The organism is Lawsonella clevelandensis (assembly GCF_003241315.1).
Classification (GTDB): domain Bacteria; phylum Actinomycetota; class Actinomycetes; order Mycobacteriales; family Mycobacteriaceae; genus Lawsonella; species Lawsonella clevelandensis_A.
The window spans coordinates 147,960-167,161 of the sequence record NZ_QFOZ01000004.1; the positions used below are offsets into that span (position 1 = coordinate 147,960).

Consider the following 19,202-nt stretch of genomic DNA (forward strand, 5'->3'; position numbering starts at 1 on the left):
TAAACACACAAAACGTGTGGCAGCCTGCACAAACAGGCTGCCACACGTTTTATCTACCGCTGTGTTTATTACTTCGTACCACTGCGTTCATTACTTCTTGGCACTGTGCCTATTGCTTCGTACCGAAGTTTGCCAAGCTGTGTTTATTGCTTTTTAGCGAAATTCGCTAAAAAGATAGCCTCGGCGGTGGCGATGGCGGTTATTTCGGTGGGGTCAACAGACTCGTTAGGGCCATGGATACCGCAAATGGGTTCCTCCACACCAAAAAGCACCAGCTGAGTATCCGGATGCGTCGCCTTCAAAGCAGCACACAGAGGGATAGAACCACCATCAGCGCTTAACGCCACTTCGTCGACGGACTTCCCATAGGCAAAAGCCAATGCCTGCTGCATACCCTGGTGGGCACTTCCCGAAATATCCGCCAAGTAAGGCTCGCCGGTACCCATAGGCTCGCACTCCACCTGTGCATTCCACAGACGATGATTCTGCAGATGCGCGATCAGCTTTTGCTCCGCCTCGTGCACATCCATCTTCGGCGGCACACGCAGATTAAGCATAGCGGCAGCCTCCGCTGGAACCGCGTTAATAGAATGGGCGGTACTAGCAGCGTCAATGCCAGTAATAGTGAGGGTGGGGCGTGCCCACGCTAACTCGGAAGGGGTGCCGGCAGAACACAGTTCCACGCCGTCCAGAACTCCCGCATCGGCGGCGAACTCTTCCGGAGTGTACTGCACACCGTCCCATGTTTGGCTGGCGTCCAGCCCGTCAATCGTAAGACCACCCTGTGCATCGCGGAGGCCGGCCAGCATGTGGACCAGGGCATAGAGAGCATCGGGGGCGGGGCCACCATATTGGCCAGAGTGAATGGGGGAGCGGAGAGTTTTCACCGTCACCTTAAGGCTCACAACGCCACGCAGGGAAATATTAATAGTGGGTACGCCAACAGCAACATTGCCGGTATCGGCAATAAGGATAGCGTCCGCGGCAAAAAGGTCTGGGCGCTTCTCCACAAGAGTCTCCAGGCCTTCGCCGCCGGCTTCCTCAGAACCCTCTACAACAAGGCGTATACCAATACCACCGAAGGGGTGTTCGGGGTGTCTGGACTGGGGTGCCCACTCGCGCAGTGCCCGTAAGGCCGCCAAATGCGCAACGAGGTTTCCTTTATCGTCGGCGGAGCCACGCCCATACCAGCGGCCATTCTTTTCCGTAAGTTCCCACGGGTTAGTGTCCCAGCCAGGCTGGTCGTCGGCAGGCTGCACGTCGTGGTGGCAGTACAGTAGGACGGTGGGGCAGCCGTCAGCGGGGGCGGTGAAACCAAAGAGAGGGAGGGAACCGTCAACAGCATCCTCCACATGGACATCATTAATGCCCACTTCGGTGAAGGCCTGCTGAACCCAGGCGGCACTCGCTTCGCATGATTCTGGCTTAGTGCCGAAGATGGAGGGGAAGCTGACAGCTTTAGTGAGGTCAGCTTTAATGCGGTCGCTTTGGTGGGCGATGTGGTCGCGGAGTTGGTCTGCTCCGGTGAGGGGGGAGGACTCAGTCATGGATGGTGGACTCCTCTTACATGTCTTATATGGGGTTTATTAGGTACATAAAGTACCGGGTAGTGATCGATAGTGATCTGTGCAGTGATGTTTTCTACACTACCCCGCCACGGGTGACGGTTTCAGCTTGAGATATTGGTTGGCGGCAGTAATGAGGGCAGTGAGGTTGGCTTCTTCTCTGGTAGTACCGTGTCCGCTCGCCCAGCGCGTAAAGTAGCCGTTTTCAACTTCCAGAAGAGTGGTGTAGGGAAGTTGCGGATTGTGCGGGTTGTCGTGCTGCCGGAAAGTGATGATGTCCAGGCGAATACCGAGGCTATCAAGCATGTAGCAGAGTGCTTGGATGGGGCCGGTGGCTTCGGTGGTGGTGCAGTGGACGGTGCCATTGATGGTAATGGCGGCAATAAAGAGGAAGCGCCCATTTCCGGTGGGTTGGCTGTTGAAAGTGTTAAGTATGACAGCTTTAGTATCGGAAGTGCAGGAAGTACGGGAGGTGTGAGGAGTGTGGGTGAGGGTAAAGCGAGGCGTAGTCATGAGAGAGCTTTTCGTGGTGAGGAATGGTCTGCACTGGACCAGCGCTTCTCTCCGCCGCAGTAAGGGGGCTAGTCCGAGATGACCCCACTGCGGCTTAGAGCTACTACGTGCTTTATCTGCATAGGTGAAAGGGTAGGAAGCTTCTTCCTCACTGTCAATAAAAATGGAAAAACTTTTTCACTATATGGAACTATATGACATTTTGTAAAAGGGGTAAGGCGCATACGGGAATGTATAGGTGTCTTGTAGACGGTTCCGTACGCGGTCGCCTAAGTAACCGTCTACGCAACCGCTTGCTTTTCCACGTTTGCTAGCGTTTCCTGCATTCCAGCAGCCATTTCCTGGGCAAAAGCATCGTCCCCGCCAAGGAAAAATCGTGTTACTAGGGAACTAAAAAGAGTGGGCTGGGTATCTGCGAGAAGGCGTTCCAAAGTGACGGTCGTGCGGCCGTCACCGGCTGGTTCTAGGCGGTAGACCCACATGTAATGGTTGGCGGGAATGAAGAAGGATAGTTCTTTTTCTGGTTTTACGGTGAGGAATCGGGCGGTGGTTGCCCAGAAAGTGTATTTTCCGCGTCGGTTGATATTGAGTGTGGTTCCGCCGGGGTGAAGTGGATTGGAGCCGAGGGGGAGGGCGATCATTTTCTTGCATTGGGGGCTGCGGGATCCCATGCTGTCAATGTCGCTAATAACCTTCCAGATGACTGTGGGAGAGGCGGGTATGGTGCGGGAAACACGAATCGTTGAAGAATCCATATATTCATTCTAAGCTGGCCAAATATTTCTTGCACTCGCCCCTATCGAGTGCTAAAAAAGACTTAGCACTCAATCATTGGGAGTGCCAAAGCTGGCGGGTAAGACCGGGTACTAACCGTACAAGACACACTGGTCGTCCGTCGCGGGAACTGCGCCAGCTTGGCAGTGTCGGCCACCAGTCACCCCATCAACAGAGGAAGACATCAACACATGTCCAAGATGATTGCATTTGACGAAGAGGCCCGCCGCGGTCTGGAGCGGGGTCTTAACACCCTCGCTGATACCGTCAAGGTGACGCTCGGCCCCAAGGGTCGCAACGTCGTCCTAGAAAAGAAGTGGGGAGCCCCCACCATCACTAACGATGGCGTCTCCATCGCTAAAGAAATTGAACTTGAAGAGCCCTACGAAAAGATCGGCGCCGAGCTGGTCAAGGAAGTTGCCAAGAAGACTGACGATGTCGCTGGCGACGGCACCACCACCGCTACCGTCCTCGCCCAGGCACTCGTCCACGAGGGTCTCCGCAACGTGGCCGCCGGCTCTAACCCGATGGGACTACGCCGCGGCATTGAAAAGTCCGTAGAGGTTGTTACCAAGTCCCTCCTCAGCTCCGCCAAGGAAGTTGAAACAAAGGACGAAATTGCCGCCACCGCCGGTATCTCCGCCGGTGACCCCGAAATCGGCAGCCTTATTGCCGAGGCCATGGATAAGGTTGGCAAGGAAGGCGTCATCACCGTGGAAGAGGCCAACACGTTCGGCCTCGACCTGGAACTCACCGAAGGTATGCGCTTCGATAAGGGCTACATCTCCGGCTACTTCGCCACCGACCTGGAACGTCAGGAAGCTGTCCTCGAGGACCCCTACATTCTTATTAACCAGGGCAAGATCTCCGCTATTAAGGATCTGCTGCCGCTGCTCGAAAAGGTCATGCAGTCCGGCAAGCCCCTCCTCATCATCGCTGAAGATGTTGAAGGCGAAGCCCTCTCCACCCTCGTTGTGAACAAGATCCGCGGTACTTTCAAGTCTGTCGCCGTTAAGGCCCCCGGCTTCGGTGACCGCCGCAAGGCCATGATGCAGGATATCGCTATCCTCACCGGCGGCCAGGTTATCTCCGAAGAGGTCGGCCTTTCCCTCGAAACCGCCGACATCACCATGCTGGGCCGCGCCCGCAAGGTTGTTGTTACCAAGGAAGAAACCACCATCGTTGACGGTGCTGGTTCCGCCGAGACCATTGAGGGTCGCGTCAACCAGATTAAGTCCGAGATTGCCTCCACTGACTCTGACTACGACCGTGAGAAGCTGCAGGAGCGTCTCGCCAAGCTCGCTGGTGGCGTTGCCGTTATTAAGGCTGGTGCCGCTACTGAGGTTGAGCTGAAGGAACGTAAGCACCGCATTGAGGACGCTGTCCGCAACGCTAAGGCTGCTGTGGAAGAAGGTATTGTCGCTGGCGGCGGTGTTGCACTGGTACAGTGCGAGGCTGCTATCGAGGATCTGGATCTGGAAGGCGACGAACTGACTGGCGCCAAGATCGTTGAGTCTGCCCTTTCCGCCCCGCTGAAGCAGATTGCTTTCAACGCTGGCATGGAGCCCGGTGTTGTTGCCGATAAGGTCCGCTCCCTCCCCAATGGCCACGGCCTGAATGCCGCCACTGGTGAGTACCAGGATCTGCTCAATGCTGGCATTAATGACCCGGTGAAGGTCACCCGCTCTGCCCTGCAGAACGCTGCCTCCATTGCAGCACTCTTCCTTACCACTGAGGCTGTTGTTGCTGACAAGCCGGAACCCCCGGCACCGGCTGCCCCCGCTGCCGATGACATGGGTGGCATATACTAAAAAGTACAGAGCTCAAAGCGCAGCAGTAATGCAGCGTTAAAAGTTTATAAAGTATGAAGGAGGGTCCGTACACTGCAGTGTACGGACCCTCCTTCATAGTCTTTCTTTTTAGCCTTTTACCTGTTTAGACGCATTATCTGTTTTAGACGCGGGTAACGTCTCCAAAAGTAAGGTAGGCTTTCGTGCCGTCGAGAAGGCGCTGGGCTTTGTGGCGGGCTACTGGATCTTTGGCAAGTTTTGCGGACAGTAGCGCCGGGGTATTGGCGATGAGTGTGATGTAAAGGGCGATAATGGTGGGATTGTAAAAAACATTCCACGTAATGATGTCGATAACAATAGCGGCGGGAGCTCCAACGACCGCAATCTGGCTAAGGACGCCATTAACGAATTTGAGGGTCGCATCGGTAGCGGAGAATGCAATAGAGCTAATGATATTGCCGCCAACAATCCCTAGCACTGTGCCGCCCACGAAGGCGAGGGGATCATGCTGGAGTGCGTAGCTGGCGTAATCACCGTAGAGCTTAATCCAGGCAGACGTGTTCTTCTTGAACTTTTCCACGCCGTGTAGTTGCACTGGGGTGGCCTTGCTGAGGAACTCTCCCCGAGTGAGGGTGACTGTTTTGTGAGAGTCGCTGAGGGAAGCGTGCAGACTGTAGACAGATTTATTGAAGATGCCCTTTAGTGGCAGGGTAGTGATGGTTTTCCCGGCTGAATCAATGATTTCTAGCGTGCTGTCTTTTTTATTGATTGTGAAAAGACCGTGTTTAAGGGTGAGGGTGTTGCCGTCGGGGGAGGTTGTAGCACCTTCGAATGTTTTGGCAGCGTGCACAAGTGTGTCTTTGAGAGCATGCTGTTTTTCTTGAATGGAAGATGTATCGGCGGCGTGTGTGGTAGACGCAGTGGGTGCGGTGGGTGCAGCGTTAGCGATGGCGGGGACGCCAGTAATAGCGACAGCAGAGGCTACTGCGAGGGCAGCAGAACGGAGCCATGATTTCATGATGTATCCTCGTTTCGTCGTAGGCGCAGCTATCTTTGTAGCAACTATTTTCCTGAAACAGGCTAACTATAAATGAGATACCTCTGCACAGTAAAAAATGGACTTTAGCATGTGAGCTAAAGTCCATTTTTATGTATGAATGTGATAAATAGCGTTCAGCTACCTACAACAATTATCGAGCGTTTAGGCTCGGGCAACGTCACCAAAAGTGAGGTAAGCCTTGCTGCCATTGACCAGACGCTGAGCCTTCTTGCGAGCTACAGGATCCTTGGCGTGCTTGGAAGAGATCAGAGCAGCAGTGGTGCCCATGGTGAAGGTGTATACGGCAATTAGCGAGGCATCCGCGACCATAGCATACGAGAACGCTAGTACAGGACCTGCAACGGGGATAAGCATCATTATTTCCCCAGGTAGAGAGACTACGATTGCAGCTAAACTGCCAACGATCGCTCCAGCAAGATAGCCAGTCGCAGCACCTAGGATCAGGTGAGCGGTATCGTGCTCTACGGCGTAGCTGGCGTAATCTCCATTTAGGCGAATCCAGGCAGCAGTGTTCTTCTTGATCTTGTCGAGGCCAGCGAGCTGCTTGGGGTTAGCTTTGCCGAGAAGCTTGCCTTTCTTAAGGTCAATAGTCTTGTCGGAGTTGCTGAGGGAAGCATTCAGGCTGTAGACGGACTTGCCAGAAATAACCTTCAGCGGGATAGCGATAACGGCCTTGCCTTCAGAGTCAACAATTTCCAGCTTGTTGCCGTCCTTGTTGATCTTGAAAAAGCCGTTCTTAAGGGTAACGGCCTTGCCGTCCTTGGAGACCTTGGCACCGTCAATAGTCTTAGCGACATGATCCAGGCTATCCTTAAGCTCCTGCTGCTTATCCTTGAGAGCATCCTTGGGGGCCTGCTTCTCGTCAGCAAGGGCTAGCTTAGCGGGCTTCTTGTCCTTGAGGGACTGCAGCTTATCGTCGAGGGCAGCTTTCTTGCCCTTAATGGCGTCCTTGTGATCCTTGTCCTTGAGACCCTTAAGAGCATCCTTGGGGTCTTTCTTGTCTTTCTTGGAAGCTTGCAGCTTGTCCTTCAGCTCTTGCTTCTTATCTTTCAGAGTCTGCTGAACAGAGGAGAAGTCATTAGAAGGTGCAGCGTTAGCAATAGCGGGGGCGCCGGTGAGGGTAACGGCAGAGATCACTGCAAGAGCAGTGGAGCGGAACCATGATTTCACGGTATGTTCTCGTTTCGTTCTCGGACTGGAAACCATCACAGAAAGGAGACTTCCAGCAATCATCGTTTTCTGTACGCTAACTATAGATTGACTGTGCTACATGAGGGAAGTTCTCAAAGGGGTTATTAGTGGGGAATATCCCCCTTAGCAAATCTGTAATGAAACCGTTACCTGCGTAAACATCGTATTGTTATGAAATAAATATTTTTGTAAAAAATTACTAGCGAAAGACGAAATTACGCAGAAAAATGTTTTCCGGGACTATCCTAAAGCCTTTGACTGCGGTCCCCAGAAAGCTCCTTAGGGAAGCCTCTTAAGGAAGTCTAAGGGAAACTAGTAAAGGCTAGGAAAGTCTCGCGACGGTCAGCGCTCCCTAGGGGAGAATTCCTAGGGGAGAAAGAGTGCGGCGATAACGAGAACCGTGAAAACTAGTTCGGTAATGCCAATAGTTTTCGCACGCCACTTCTTCCCTTGGTATCGCATGGACAGCGGGAAATAGGCGGAACGCGCTAATAACACCACGAATAGTGCGAAGAGAATCCATCCAGTCCAGCTGAGGATCGCACTCACCAGCGCTAGTACTGCCACCACCGCGTGGAAAGCAATAGAAAATACTAGGTGGGGAGTACTGCGGCGTTCCCGAATAACAGTTTTAACCACCGGTACTGTGCCGAAGAAGTACAGGAAAAGCACTAGGCACACCAACCACATCCAGTTCCATCCGGTAACGGAACTAGACCAGTTATGCCCCGGTAGCGCCGCCATTGTTGTGTTAACGGGGACGGGGAGAAGAGGGAATCCGGCGCGCTGGAAATCCGTTCCAAGATCGTAGGAGACGGCCCCCATAAGAACCCCTGCTGCCACAGTAATACCGCGAGCTGCCATTGTGCGTTCTTTACGCACTTTAATAAGCACAACAGTCGCAATGACCAAGATGGCAAACCACGGTGCCCACAGGAGAAGTTTCGGCGCCCACCAGATGGTGAGAATACCGAGGACCACCGATATGCATGTGTACACTTTTACCGGCATGGCGTAGAGGGAGTTCCGCCGCGCCACAAACCACTTGGTAAGGGCAAAGAAACAAAAATACCCAATAACCCACAAGAGATACAGGGGGACCTGGGCGGGAGTCCACCCACCCAGCACAATCCCCAACGTGATAGGCACAAAAACCATAGCCCACGCGCCGTGATAGTCCGGAATCCAGCCGCGGGCAGACAGTGACCGCTTTTTCGGTGACCGCTTTTTTGGGGGACGTTTTTTCTGTGTCTGCTGCGCAGCTGTAGGAGGCGTAGCTGGTGTTGTTTCGCTGCTTGCTTGCGGTGGGGTGGTGTGTGCTTCACTCATTAGCTACTCCTGGAGACGTCATCCCATTTGTCTTGCGCCATTGCGCATGAATCCAGCCCTTTCGCGTTCTCTACCCACACGGTGAGGCCAAAAGACGGGTGAGATTCCGGGGAACCGGTGGCTATGCAGCCTTGTGTTTTCCCATTGTGTCGTTTCTCCACACGCGGTTTACCGACCGCATCATGGCGAGCTTCCCCAATAAGGACAGAAAACTTGTAGCCTTTATCGCTGGTGAATTTGCAGCCCCACCCGTAACTACCCCAGGTGGTTTGGGCGGATTCACGCTGCCCGTATTTTTCCGAGCAGGGGTTCACCAGCGGCACCATGGCCGCTAGGGAAGAAGAAACGGATGATGATGCTGAACTTAAGGAACTGAGTTCTTGGAGAGCATTATCTGCGCTCTGTGCCACAGTGTTGGACCCCTCCGAGTAGCCACGGTGATACCCCTCCGCGTGGCCTGCTCGACTCCCCAATATATAGCTGCCAAAGGCAACAACAACGAGTACCAGAACAGAGACGAGAGTGGCGCCAATAACCCCCGCTGCACTCATACCCCGGGACGAATGGTCGCGTGCAGATTGTTTCTTCGAGGACGTATTAGACCGACGGCGTGAGGAACCGCTCGAGTGGCGTGATGGTGACGTGTTTTTCGCCATTCTTTCTTGTACCTCACATGGTGTAGTGGCTAATAGTGTCGTGGCTATTTGCTGCTGACCCCGGCTAGCTGAAAGCGAACCAGTATCTGGCGGTGGGCCTGAACTAGATTTATGTTAGCGTCCCCTATCTAGAGTAACGATTTTTCTTTCCAGGAGTAGGACAACTCGTCCATGACGACTGGTTTTCGTCTTGTTTCCTTGTGTATTCTGCTCAGACTAAAGTGTGCGAATACTCGCATAGCCTGCGTGTTCTCATTACTATCAAAAATATGGCTCAGCATACGCGCACTACCGCTTCCACAACATCATCGTCCCCACAGTATACGGATCTGCTGGTCCTGGGGGCTGGACCCGGCGGCTACGTGGCCGCTATCCGCGCCGCCCAACTGGGTCTACGCGTCACCATCGTGGAGGAAAAATACTGGGGAGGCGTGTGCCTCAACGTGGGGTGTATTCCCTCCAAAGCGCTTCTCAAAAATGCGGAAGTCGCCAACATCATGCTGCACCACGCCACCGAATTCGGGATAGTGGCCGATAACATCAGCATGGATTTTGGGGTAGCCCATGCCCGCAGCCGAAAAGTGTCCGCCAACATTGTGAAGGGCGTGCACTACCTCATGCGGAAAAACAAGATCACGGAGGTAAACGGGCACGGCACGTTCTGCGACGCGCACACCATGGAGGTAACAACCGCGGAGGGAACCGTCACCATCAGTTTTGATACCTGCATTATTGCCACCGGATCCCACGTGGCACAGCTACCCAACGTAGAGATGGGTGGGCCAGTTGTCTCCTACGAAGAACAGATTCTCAACCCCCAGCTACCGCACAGCATTGTCATTGTGGGCGCATCGCCAAACAGTATCGAAAACTGGGGATAACGCTGCGTACCGGTTATAAAACTACCGCGGTGGAACGCACCGGCAGCGATCCTGATAGTGGCGTAGCCGTCACCATCGCCCCCGTCACAGCGGCAGATGTGGAACCGGAAACTATCTACGCAGAACGCTGCCTTATCTCCACAGGGTTCCGCCCTAACGTAGAGGGGTATGGTTTAGAGAATACGGGCGTGGAGCTAACGCAACGCGGCGCTATTGCGGTTGATGACGTCATGCGAACCTCCGTCTCACATATTTTCGCCATCGGTGATGTTACGGCGAAACTACAGCTTGCCCATGTCGCGGAAGCACAAGGCGTGGTAGCAGCGGAAACTATCGCAGGGGTGGAGACTGTGTCGCTGGGTGACTACCGCATGATGCCGCGTGCCACCTTCTGTAACCCTCAAGTGGCCAGTTTTGGCCTTACGGAGGAGCAGGCACGGGCTGCCGCCGCCGAGAACCCGGAGTTAGACGTGCGGGTGTCTACATTCCCCTTCAGCGCGAATGGCAAAGCGCAAGGCTTGGGGGAAGCGCAGGGCTTCGTGAAGATTGTGGCCGACGGGCACTATGGGGAACTCTTGGGTGCGCACATGGTGGGGCCGCATGTTTCTGAGCTACTGCCGGAGCTAGTACTAGCACACAAGTGGGAACTGACCACGGAGGAGATCGCCCGCACTGTACACGTTCACCCCACCTTGGCGGAGGCTTTGAAAGAGGCTACCGAGGGTGTGCTGGGGACAATGATTAACCTCTAGTGGCACCGGTTTAACCCGCAGCGCCAGCCGCATAGCAGCGGCGCTACATTCGCTACATTTCTGAATAGGTGAGGCGGGTGAGTACCGCGCGATGGTCTGTTCCGGAGACGTCCGCCACGGTGGAGCCAGCTGTGTGCCAGTGAGATTTCGACACGAAAATATGGTCGATGGGCACACCCAGTGGGCGCGGTAGGTAGGTGGGCCAGGTTCCCACGGAGCCGCTCTTCTTTTCTGCCAGTGCATCCACGCAGGCACCCATGTCCGCTAGGCCACCGTGCCACGGTGTTGCATTCATATCCCCCGCCATAATGAGGTTTTCTGCCTGTGGGCCGTGGCACATGTCCACCATTTGTTTCAATTCGTGGCGCCACTGTCCAGTGTGGAGAAGATTCGGCTGGTAAACATGGCCGGCAACAATCGTTGGCAGGTATGCGAAATTAGCGTCACGATTCTGCGGCACTACCGTCACTGCCCCAAGTGATGTATCCGGGGTAATACTCTCGTTTACTTCATAGGTTCCAAAGTAGACGGATACCAGCAGGATAGTTTGATAGTCCCTACTGCTGCCCCGCAGAGTACGTGGAACGGACTGGAACATTTGCATGGGGCTGCCCGCTTTTTCCATCAGCTGTGCCACAAGTTTGGCGGTGCCTTTTGTGGTTTCGGAAAGCATGACAATGTCTGCCCCCACAGAGTTCGCTAGTTTTGCGATGGTGACGGGCGACGCTCCACTGTTGTAGCTGTTGAGGGACATGACGGTGATGTCTGTTCCGAAGTATCCCTTGTTGGGGGTTGCGACAGTTTTAAGGGGGTCTACGCGGAGTCCGTCACCCCACCCAATGCTGACGTGGGCGAAGGTAGCCACCATGGTAATCGCCATGAAGAGGGCGGATACGCGGCGGGGAAGATTGCGGTGCCAGCGTATAGCGAACACGATGGTGCTGGCGATGAGGGCAAGGAATGAGATGACGATCCAGATACCGCGGGGGGCGAAGATTTGGGCGAAAACTGGCTGCATGCTCAGCCATTTCCCGGGGTAGACGGAAAGCGCAAGCAGCACTGCAGTAATGATAAGTGCAGCCAACCAGCGGGGGGGAATAGCCCGCCGCATATCCTTCTGGACGAAGGGAGGCGTTGGATTATGCTCAGTCTCCGTCATATCTCCTAACCTACCGTCTGATTCTATAAAAGGCAGATCAACGGCAAAAGCAATGCTTTCGACACTATGCTAGAACTATGACGTGGACTTCTGACGATCACCCCCACACAGCATCCTCTCCCAACTCTTCCTCCTCCCCATCTGCCCCCGCTTCTGTCTCCGTCTCTGCCTCTCGTGCGGCGTCGCAGGATTCGCCTGAGATACAGCGCTGGCAGGACTGTCGCGGCCTTCTGCTGGACTTGGACGGCGTTATTACCCCCACTCTCGATATTCATAAACGCGCCTGGTTCAACCTTTTTGCCCCCTACATTGAAAAACGTGCGGCAGAACTTCACACTCCACTGGCCCCCTATACAATGGAGGACTACTTCACCTACGTGGATGGGCGGCATCGTCTTGATGGAGTGCGTGACGTCCTGCGGTCGCGTAATCTTCCCGAGGCGGATAATCCGGACATCGTGGAGCAATTGGGTCTGAAAAAAAACGCTGAGTTTATGGAAACTCTAGAGCGGGACGGTATTCAGGCTTACCCGGGGAGTGCGGCTGTTATTGATGCCGCGCAACATTTAGGTATCCCCTACGCGGTGGTGTCCTCCTCGCGGAATACGCGCCCGGTACTGCGTGCTGCCCACCTCTTGGAGCGTTTTGACGTCATTGTGGACGGTAATACTGCCGAGGAAAAGCATCTCCGTGGCAAGCCCGCCCCAGACACCTACCTGTATGCGGCGGAACTATTGGGACTTCCGGCCGCAGACTGTGCCGTGTTTGAAGACGCCGCCGCCGGGGTAGCAGCAGGCCGGGCGGGGGGCTTTGGCCTGGTTGTTGGTGTGAACCGCGGCACGGGGGAAACTGAACTGATATCCGCCGGTGCAGACATTGTTGTCGACGATTTAGGAGACACCCTAGCATGACACCCGATCACCCCAACCTGCGCAGTTACTTCGCCGAACCCACCATCGACCGCTCCACCCACCCCATTGATCCATGGCGGTGGATCGAAACCGCCCCACCCACCTCCGATCTTGGTGTTGCAGAATCAGTTTTTACCGTGGGTAATGGCTACTTGGGGGTGCGGGGTAACCCAGAAGAGGGGCGTGACTACACTCTCAATGGCACATACGTGAATGGCCTCCACGAAACATGGAATATTCAGCACGCGGAGGACGCCTATGGTCTGGCGCGCGTTGGACAGTCCATTGTGAATGCCCCCGATGCGAAAACTATCCGTATTTATGTTGATGATGAACCCTTCCGCATTTCCCGCGCAGACCTTTCTTACTATGAGCGCTCCCTCGATTTTCGGGACGGTGTTCTCCGCCGCTCTATAGAGTGGCGGACACCCGCCGGAAAACGCGTCCTTATGGACTTCACTCGCCTAGTTTCTCTGACGGATCGTCACCTGGGAATTGAAGAAGTCCGCATTGTGCTGCCGGAGGATTCCGCCCCCGTCATGCTCTCTTCCCAGATTATGAATCGGCAGGATGGGCAGGATGAGTTCGGGTCGGCCACCTCTGCAAGCCGCCCCGCTAGCCCCGAAGATGTTACGCAAGCAACGGTGAATACGGGGTCTGATCCGCGCCGGGCAGACCATTTCCAGTCACGTGTGTTTGTGCCCGTTATGCAGGTGAATGAGGGGGAGAAAATTGCCCTCGGCTATCGGATAAAGAATTCCGGCATGGCACTTGTGGTGGGTGCCGACCATGATTTCTCAACCTCTAACGACTTCTATGTATCGTCCTCGGCAGCACCGGATATGGCGAAAGTGCAGTATCACGTCGATGCGCGGCCGGGGGAGGAAATTGTTCTTACCAAGTATTTCTCGTATCACGATTCCTACCGTGCTTCTGTCAGTGAATTGATGGATCGTGTGGAGGAAACATTACAGCGTGCCCATAAACATGGGCCCATGGATTATGTGGAATCGCAGCGGGAGTGGCTGGCAGATTTCTGGGATCGTGCCGACGTGGAGATCCCCGACCAGCCGGAGCTACAACAAGCGGTGCGGTGGAACATGTTTCAGCTTATCCAGTCCACGGCCCGCGCAGAAGATTTAGGTATTGCGGCAAAAGGTGTGACGGGATCCGGCTACTGTGGGCATTACTTCTGGGACACGGAAATCTACGTTATGCCATTCCTGACGTACACCATGCCGCAGGTGGCGCGAAATGCGTTGCGGTTCCGCTACCGAATGCTGCCGAAAGCACGAGCACGGGCGGCTGAACTGGACCAGCGTGGTGCCCTCTACCCGTGGCGCACTATTAACGGGGAGGAAGCTAGCGCATACTATGCAGCGGGCACAGCCCAGTACCATATTGATGCGGATATTACGTATGCCACCGTGCAGTATGCGCGTGCTACCGGCGATGCGGATTTCCTCTTCCACGAGGCCATCGACATTCTGGTGGAGACCGCCCGCCTATGGGAGGATTTGGGCTTTTTTGGGGATGACGGAAAATTCCATATTCATGGAGTGACCGGCCCCGACGAGTACACCACCGTCGTCAACGATAACCTTTTCACTAACGTCATGGCCCGCTACAACATGCGAGTGGCCGCTGAATGGATAGAGCGCTTGCATGATGTGGAGGAGAACTACTTTGAGGAAATGGTGCGGCGTCTGCATCTGCGCCCCGAGGAGCCAGAGGAATGGCGTAAAGCGGCAGACGCTATGTACATTCCCTTCGACGATGAACATGGTATTCACCCGCAGGATGCACACTTCCTAGAAAGGGAGGTGTGGAATAAGGGCCAGGAGCAGCCGAAGCGTCCACTTCTGCTGCATTATCACCCACTGACGATTTACCGCTACCAGGTTATTAAGCAGGCTGATGTTGTGTTGGCGCTTTTCCTGCGTGGGTCTGAATTCAGTGAGAAGGCGCGCCGGGCGGACTTTGATTACTACGATCCGCTGACGACGGGGGATTCTTCGCTGTCGTCGGTGGTGCAGTGCATTGTGGCTGCTGAGTTGGGGTATGACGCGCATGCGCAAGAGTTGTTCCGGCATGCGGTGTATGTTGACCTGTGCAATTTGCATGGGAATTCGTCCGATGGGTTGCATATTGCTTCGTGTGGTGGTGTGTGGTCTGCGCTGGTGTTTGGTTTTGGTGGTTTGCGGGATTATGACGGCCGCTGGACCATTGATCCTGTTTTGCCGGAGAAGTGGGAGTGCATGCGCTATCGCGTGCAATTGCGGGGGTCGCGGTTGCGGGTGGAAGTGCGTCCGGATGAAGTGGAGTTGGAATGTGATTCGGCGGTGGAGATGCCTTTGGAAGTATGGGGACAGTCTGTCTCGCTGAAGGCTGGCCAGAAGTGTGTGGTGAAGAAGCCAAAGTAGATAATGACGGATATTGTGCTGTGATAAGTCTGCCACTTATTTGTCTGTAAGTGACTTAAATCACATTTATAGATAACCTCATTACTCGTTTTTTGTGACACAAATTACCGGTCGATGAAGTAAGACATCTACCCGGTTTGTGTCGCAAAAACCATTACTAGACCATTATTTTGAACACACTTTAGTACTGGAGTAACTCTACATAATCACTAAATAAGCTGGTGAACGTATTTTTAGGGAACATTATTCCCACGTTTTTATCTTTCCTTCTTCTTTACAAAAGAAAACTCTTATTTAAATAAGCTCGGTGACCTCTCGAACGACGCACCCGTGTTGTGTTTTTAAAAACACAACTAAGGGTGTCCTAACCTGCAAAAAGGGCATTTTTTACGAATCTTAGAAGCTACTAAAAAGCGTTAGAGTTAAGTCAGGTAAACCCGAACAATAGGGAGGTTCCATGGCCGGAAACAGTACCGCCGTCGCAGAGCGCAATACGGCGAAGACCGGCACCACTAATCGCGCTCACCTCCGCAAGAAGCCTGGTTACCCAAGCTGGGTCGCCAAGTTCATCATGGCCATCACTGGCTGGATTTTCTCACTCTTCTTGCTCGTCCACATGATCGGTAACTTGAAGATGTTCAAGAGTACTTACACGATCACGCAGCACGACCTCGCCAAGGGCTACTCACCTGACCAGATCGGTCAGCAAGCCCAGGCAATGAATGACTACGCACACTGGCTCCGCACCCTACTCGGTGGCCTTTTCGGCTACGAAGGCGTGCTGTGGGTATTCCGCATTGTGCTGCTCATTTGTATCATCCTGCACTTCGCCTCCGGCATTCTGCTTGCCGTTCGCGGACGCCAGGCACACGGTAGCGGCCCCCGTAAGGTCAGCACTGCTCGTGGTGTATCTGCTCGCTTCATGATCATTTCTGGTCTGATCCTGGCATGCTTCATCGTCTACCACATCCTCGACTTAACTGTTGGTGACACCGGCGCTGACTTCGAACATGGCGATGCATACAACAACATGATCTCCTCGTTCGATCGTCCTGGTGTTGCTACCTTCTACGTCATCACCATGCTGCTTCTGCTCATTCACATTGAGCACGGTGTTGCTACTACCGCTAACGATTTCGGTGCCACAGGCCGTCGCCTGCGCGCTGCCTTCTCGATCATCGGCGGCATCATCGCTGGCCTCATTGTTCTCGGCAACCTGGTCATCGTTATCTGCGTTGCCAGTGGCGCCATCGATCACGTTGATGTCGCTATCCCCAACCAGGGATATGACGGAACTGCTCACGCCGCCATGGCTGCGGCTGCCCTGAGCATGATCGCCTAGTTCACCCTCATAAGCTTCTGGTAACACACCTCTACCCTCGAAGCTTTCCAAGCTAAAGAAGATAAGGAGACGCAGGCAGTGACTACTACCGATTCTGCCTCGGCTGCACAGGACTTTGTGGCACCCGCCTCCATCGTCCCTGGCGTCACCATTGGTGATGTGCTTGATGGCCATGTGCCGGATTGCCCCACACCAGTCGCATGGGATGAAGCGATGGCTCACTTCAATCTCGTCAGCCCCCTCAACCGTCGTAAATTCAAGATCATCGTTGTTGGCACTGGCCTCGCCGGTTCCGGCGCCGCCGCTGCCCTCGGTGAACTCGGCTACGACGTGCAGGCCTTCACCTACCACGACGCACCCCGCCGTGCTCACTCCATTGCTGCCCAGGGTGGCGTTAACTCCCCCCGTGGCCGCAAGGTTGATAATGACTCCCTCTACCGCTTCGTTAAAGACACGGTAAAAGGTGGCGACTACCGCTGCCGCGAGGCCGATGCCTACCGACTGGGTCAAGAAGGCGTCCGCGTTATTGACCACATGGATGCCATCGGTGCCCCCTTCGCCCGCGAATACGGCGGCACCCTCGCCACTCGTTCTTTCGGTGGCGTGCAGGTATCCCGTACGTACTACACCCGTGGCCAAACAGGACAGCAGCTTCAGCTGGCTGGCGCACAGGCACTGCAGCGCCAGATCCACTGCGGCACTGTTAAACTGACCACCCGCGCAGAAGTTCTTGACTTCATTGTGAAGGACAACCGCTGCCAGGGCGTGGTTGTGCGTAACCTGGTGACCGGCGAAATCACCGCTCACACCGCACACGCCGTCATTCTTGCCACTGGTGGTTACGGCAACGTCTACTTCGACTCCACCCTGGCAAAGAACTCCAACGCCTCGGCTTCCTGGCGTGCCCACCAGCGTGGCGCCTACTTCGCCTCCCCGTCCTTCGTGCAGTTCCACCCAACAGGCCTGCCGAAGAACTCCTACTGGCAGTCCAAGACCATCCTCATGTCGGAGTCTCTCCGTAACGATGGCCGCATTTGGGTGCCGAAGAAGGAAGGCGACGACCGCCCCGGTAACGAGATCCCCGAAGAGGAACGCGACTACTTCCTCGAGCGTAAGTACCCCGCCTTCGGCAACCTGGTTCCGCGTGACGTGGCCTCCCGTGCCCTCTCCCGCGAAATCAACGCTGGACGCGGTGTTGGACCTCTCCATAACGCCGTGTACCTGGACTTCCGCGACGCCATCCAGCGTTTCGGCAAGGACACCATCGCCGAGCGTTACGGCAACCTTTTCCACATGTACAAGGACGCCACCAACGAGGATCCCTACGAGGTTCCCATGCGTATCGCCCCCACCGTCCACTTCACCATGGGTGGTCTGTGGAGCGACTACAACATGATGACCTCCATTCCGGGCCTGTTCGTCGGCGGCGAGTGTGGCTGGGGCTACCACGGCGCTAACCGCCTGGGTGCTAACTCCCTGCTGTCCGCATGCGTTGACGGCTGGTTCACCCTCCCCTACACCGTCCCGAACTACCTGGCCAAGCTGCTCAACACTCCTACCTTGGAGCAGAGCGACCCGGCCGTACAGGAAGCCCTCACCCGGACCCAGGACCGTATCGACGCCCTCATGTCGATCAACGGCAACCACGGCCCCGAGTACTTCCACCGCAAGCTCGGCGAAATCATGTACAAGGGCGTTGGCGTGTTCCGTACCGTACCGGACCTTATGAACGCCCTCGACAGCATTCGTGCCCTCCGCAAGGAATTCTGGTCTGACCTCAACATCACCGGCCAGGAAGGCGACCTTAACCAGGTGCTGGAGCGTGCCGGCCGTGTTGCCGACTACCTCGAACTTGCAGAACTGATGGCAATTGATGCTGCGGACCGCGACGAGTCCTGCGGTGCACACGTTCGTGATGACCACCAGACTCCAGAAGGCGAAGCCGACCGTGTTGACGACAAGTGGTGCTTCGTTTCCGCTTGGGAATCCACTGGTAGCGAGAAGGGCGGCGAACGCTCCTTCATCCGCCACGCTGAACCTTTGACCTTCGACAAGGTCCCGCTGATGACAAGGAACTACAAAGAATGAAGTTGCATCTGAAGGTATGGCGTCAGGCTGGCCCCGACGCCCCGGGCGCGTTCAGTGAATACGACGTCGATGACGCTTACGAGGCAATGACCCTCCTTGAGCTGCTCGACCGCCTTAACGATCGCCTTATCGAAGCCGGCGAAGAGCCTATCGCTTTTGAGTCCGACTGCCGTGAAGGCATCTGCGGTTGCTGCGGTATGAACGTCAACGGACGTCCCCACGGCCCGAAGAAGAACACCCCGTCCTGCCACCAGCACCTCTCCTCCTTCAAGGATGGGGACACCATCACCCTGGAGCCCATGCGCTCCGCGGTGTACCCGGTGGTTAAGGACCTCATCATCGACCGCGGCAAGCTTGACCGCGTGCTTGAAGCAGGTGGCTGGGTCTCCATCAACGCCGGTACTGCCCCCGACGCTGACGCTGTTAACAGCAACCACGCCCAGGCTGAGCGTTCCCTCGACTACGCTGCATGCATCGGTTGCGGTGCCTGCGTCGCAGCCTGCCCGAACGGTGCAGCCCACCTGTTCACCGGTGCTAAGCTCATGCACCTGGCTCTGCAGCCACTAAGCTCTCTCGAGCGTGGTCGCCGCGCCAAGGATATGGTTGATGTTCTCGAGCAGGACTTCGGTTCTTGCTCCTACTACGGTGAGTGCGCTGAGGTCTGCCCGGCAGGCATCCCCATCACCGCAGTAGCTGCCATCAACCGGGAGCGTCTGCGCCGCATGTTCCGTGGTAAGGACGACTAAAAACACTACCTCCCTATAACTG

At 55.2% G+C, this 19,202-nt stretch carries 14 protein-coding genes and 1 pseudogene; 7 read left to right on the plus strand and 8 right to left on the minus strand.

The window, feature by feature from the left end; all coding sequences use genetic code 11:
• Nucleotides 1-143: 143 nt before the first annotated feature.
• The 3 genes from DI579_RS04275 to DI579_RS04285 form a co-directional block, all read right to left on the minus strand.
• The gene (locus DI579_RS04275; protein WP_303678767.1) at nucleotides 144-1,547 is read right to left on the minus strand and encodes a M20/M25/M40 family metallo-hydrolase; all 1,404 of its coding nucleotides are present in this window, start codon (nucleotides 1,545-1,547) and stop codon (nucleotides 144-146) included.
• Nucleotides 1,548-1,646: 99 nt separating this feature from the next.
• Entirely contained in the window at nucleotides 1,647-2,078 is a 432-nt protein-coding gene (locus DI579_RS04280) for a hypothetical protein (protein WP_290598480.1), read from the minus strand.
• Between the two features lie 281 nt (nucleotides 2,079-2,359).
• Nucleotides 2,360-2,833 carry an SRPBCC family protein gene (locus tag DI579_RS04285; protein WP_290598479.1) on the minus strand — a complete coding sequence of 158 codons (474 nt, stop codon included), beginning with the start codon at nucleotides 2,831-2,833 and terminating at the stop codon, nucleotides 2,360-2,362.
• A gap of 210 nt (nucleotides 2,834-3,043) precedes the next feature.
• Between DI579_RS04285 and groL the strand changes: the two genes are divergently transcribed.
• The gene (gene groL, locus DI579_RS04290) at nucleotides 3,044-4,663 is read left to right on the plus strand and encodes a chaperonin GroEL (RefSeq protein ID WP_303678768.1); all 1,620 of its coding nucleotides are present in this window, start codon (nucleotides 3,044-3,046) and stop codon (nucleotides 4,661-4,663) included.
• A gap of 142 nt (nucleotides 4,664-4,805) precedes the next feature.
• On the opposite strand, the gene DI579_RS04295 is transcribed toward groL, so the two are convergent.
• The 4 genes from DI579_RS04295 to DI579_RS04310 form a co-directional block, all read right to left on the minus strand.
• Entirely contained in the window at nucleotides 4,806-5,660 is an 855-nt protein-coding gene (locus DI579_RS04295) for a hypothetical protein (RefSeq protein ID WP_290598476.1), read from the minus strand.
• 183 nt (nucleotides 5,661-5,843) lie between these two features.
• Entirely contained in the window at nucleotides 5,844-6,872 is a 1,029-nt protein-coding gene (locus DI579_RS04300; protein ID WP_303678769.1) for a hypothetical protein, read from the minus strand.
• A gap of 387 nt (nucleotides 6,873-7,259) precedes the next feature.
• Entirely contained in the window at nucleotides 7,260-8,222 is a 963-nt protein-coding gene (locus DI579_RS04305) for a YwiC-like family protein (protein ID WP_290598474.1), read from the minus strand.
• Complete coding sequence (locus DI579_RS04310; protein ID WP_290598473.1) at nucleotides 8,222-8,878, minus strand: hypothetical protein; 657 nt, start codon at nucleotides 8,876-8,878, stop codon at nucleotides 8,222-8,224. Before DI579_RS04310 ends, DI579_RS04305 begins: the two co-directional genes overlap by 1 nt.
• A 269-nt stretch (nucleotides 8,879-9,147) precedes the next feature.
• Between DI579_RS04310 and DI579_RS04315 the strand changes: the two are divergent.
• A pseudogene (locus DI579_RS04315) lies at nucleotides 9,148-10,511 on the plus strand (NAD(P)/FAD-dependent oxidoreductase).
• Nucleotides 10,512-10,563: 52 nt separating this feature from the next.
• Here the strand turns inward: DI579_RS04315 and DI579_RS04320 are convergent.
• Nucleotides 10,564-11,670: an endonuclease/exonuclease/phosphatase family protein gene (locus DI579_RS04320; RefSeq protein ID WP_290598470.1), complete on the minus strand. Its 1,107-nt coding sequence runs from the start codon at nucleotides 11,668-11,670 to the stop codon at nucleotides 10,564-10,566.
• Between the two features lie 77 nt (nucleotides 11,671-11,747).
• Between DI579_RS04320 and DI579_RS04325 the strand changes: the two genes are divergently transcribed.
• From DI579_RS04325 to DI579_RS04345, 5 genes are all read left to right on the plus strand, one after another.
• On the plus strand, nucleotides 11,748-12,581 hold the full coding sequence (locus tag DI579_RS04325) for an HAD family phosphatase (RefSeq protein WP_303678770.1): 834 nt from the start codon (nucleotides 11,748-11,750) through the stop codon (nucleotides 12,579-12,581).
• Nucleotides 12,578-15,004: a glycoside hydrolase family 65 protein gene (locus tag DI579_RS04330; RefSeq protein WP_290598468.1), complete on the plus strand. Its 2,427-nt coding sequence runs from the start codon at nucleotides 12,578-12,580 to the stop codon at nucleotides 15,002-15,004. The genes DI579_RS04325 and DI579_RS04330 overlap by 4 nt, the downstream gene beginning before the upstream one ends.
• A 457-nt stretch (nucleotides 15,005-15,461) precedes the next feature.
• Complete coding sequence (locus DI579_RS04335) at nucleotides 15,462-16,346, plus strand: succinate dehydrogenase cytochrome b subunit (protein WP_303678772.1); 885 nt, start codon at nucleotides 15,462-15,464, stop codon at nucleotides 16,344-16,346.
• A 78-nt stretch (nucleotides 16,347-16,424) separates the two neighbouring features.
• A complete protein-coding gene (locus tag DI579_RS04340; RefSeq protein ID WP_303678773.1) occupies nucleotides 16,425-18,434 on the plus strand; it encodes a fumarate reductase/succinate dehydrogenase flavoprotein subunit in 2,010 nt (669 codons plus the stop codon).
• A complete protein-coding gene (locus DI579_RS04345; protein WP_290598465.1) occupies nucleotides 18,431-19,180 on the plus strand; it encodes a succinate dehydrogenase/fumarate reductase iron-sulfur subunit in 750 nt (249 codons plus the stop codon). Before DI579_RS04340 ends, DI579_RS04345 begins: the two co-directional genes overlap by 4 nt.
• The last annotated feature ends 22 nt before the right edge of the window (nucleotides 19,181-19,202 follow it).

Bases quoted from the DNA above. Each gene is read 5' to 3' on its own strand.
- DI579_RS04275 (WP_303678767.1), bottom strand. From the start codon at position 1,547: ATGACTGAGTCCTCCCCCCTCACCGGAGCAGACCAACTCCGCGACCAC.
- DI579_RS04280 (WP_290598480.1), bottom strand. From the start codon at position 2,078: ATGACTACGCCTCGCTTTACCCTCACCCACACTCCTCACACCTCCCGT.
- DI579_RS04285 (WP_290598479.1), bottom strand. From the start codon at position 2,833: ATGGATTCTTCAACGATTCGTGTTTCCCGCACCATACCCGCCTCTCCC.
- groL (WP_303678768.1), top strand. From the start codon at position 3,044: ATGTCCAAGATGATTGCATTTGACGAAGAGGCCCGCCGCGGTCTGGAG.
- DI579_RS04295 (WP_290598476.1), bottom strand. From the start codon at position 5,660: ATGAAATCATGGCTCCGTTCTGCTGCCCTCGCAGTAGCCTCTGCTGTC.
- DI579_RS04305 (WP_290598474.1), bottom strand. From the start codon at position 8,222: ATGAGTGAAGCACACACCACCCCACCGCAAGCAAGCAGCGAAACAACA.
- DI579_RS04310 (WP_290598473.1), bottom strand. From the start codon at position 8,878: ATGGCGAAAAACACGTCACCATCACGCCACTCGAGCGGTTCCTCACGC.
- DI579_RS04320 (WP_290598470.1), bottom strand. From the start codon at position 11,670: ATGACGGAGACTGAGCATAATCCAACGCCTCCCTTCGTCCAGAAGGAT.
- DI579_RS04325 (WP_303678770.1), top strand. From the start codon at position 11,748: ATGACGTGGACTTCTGACGATCACCCCCACACAGCATCCTCTCCCAAC.
- DI579_RS04330 (WP_290598468.1), top strand. From the start codon at position 12,578: ATGACACCCGATCACCCCAACCTGCGCAGTTACTTCGCCGAACCCACC.
- DI579_RS04335 (WP_303678772.1), top strand. From the start codon at position 15,462: ATGGCCGGAAACAGTACCGCCGTCGCAGAGCGCAATACGGCGAAGACC.
- DI579_RS04345 (WP_290598465.1), top strand. From the start codon at position 18,431: ATGAAGTTGCATCTGAAGGTATGGCGTCAGGCTGGCCCCGACGCCCCG.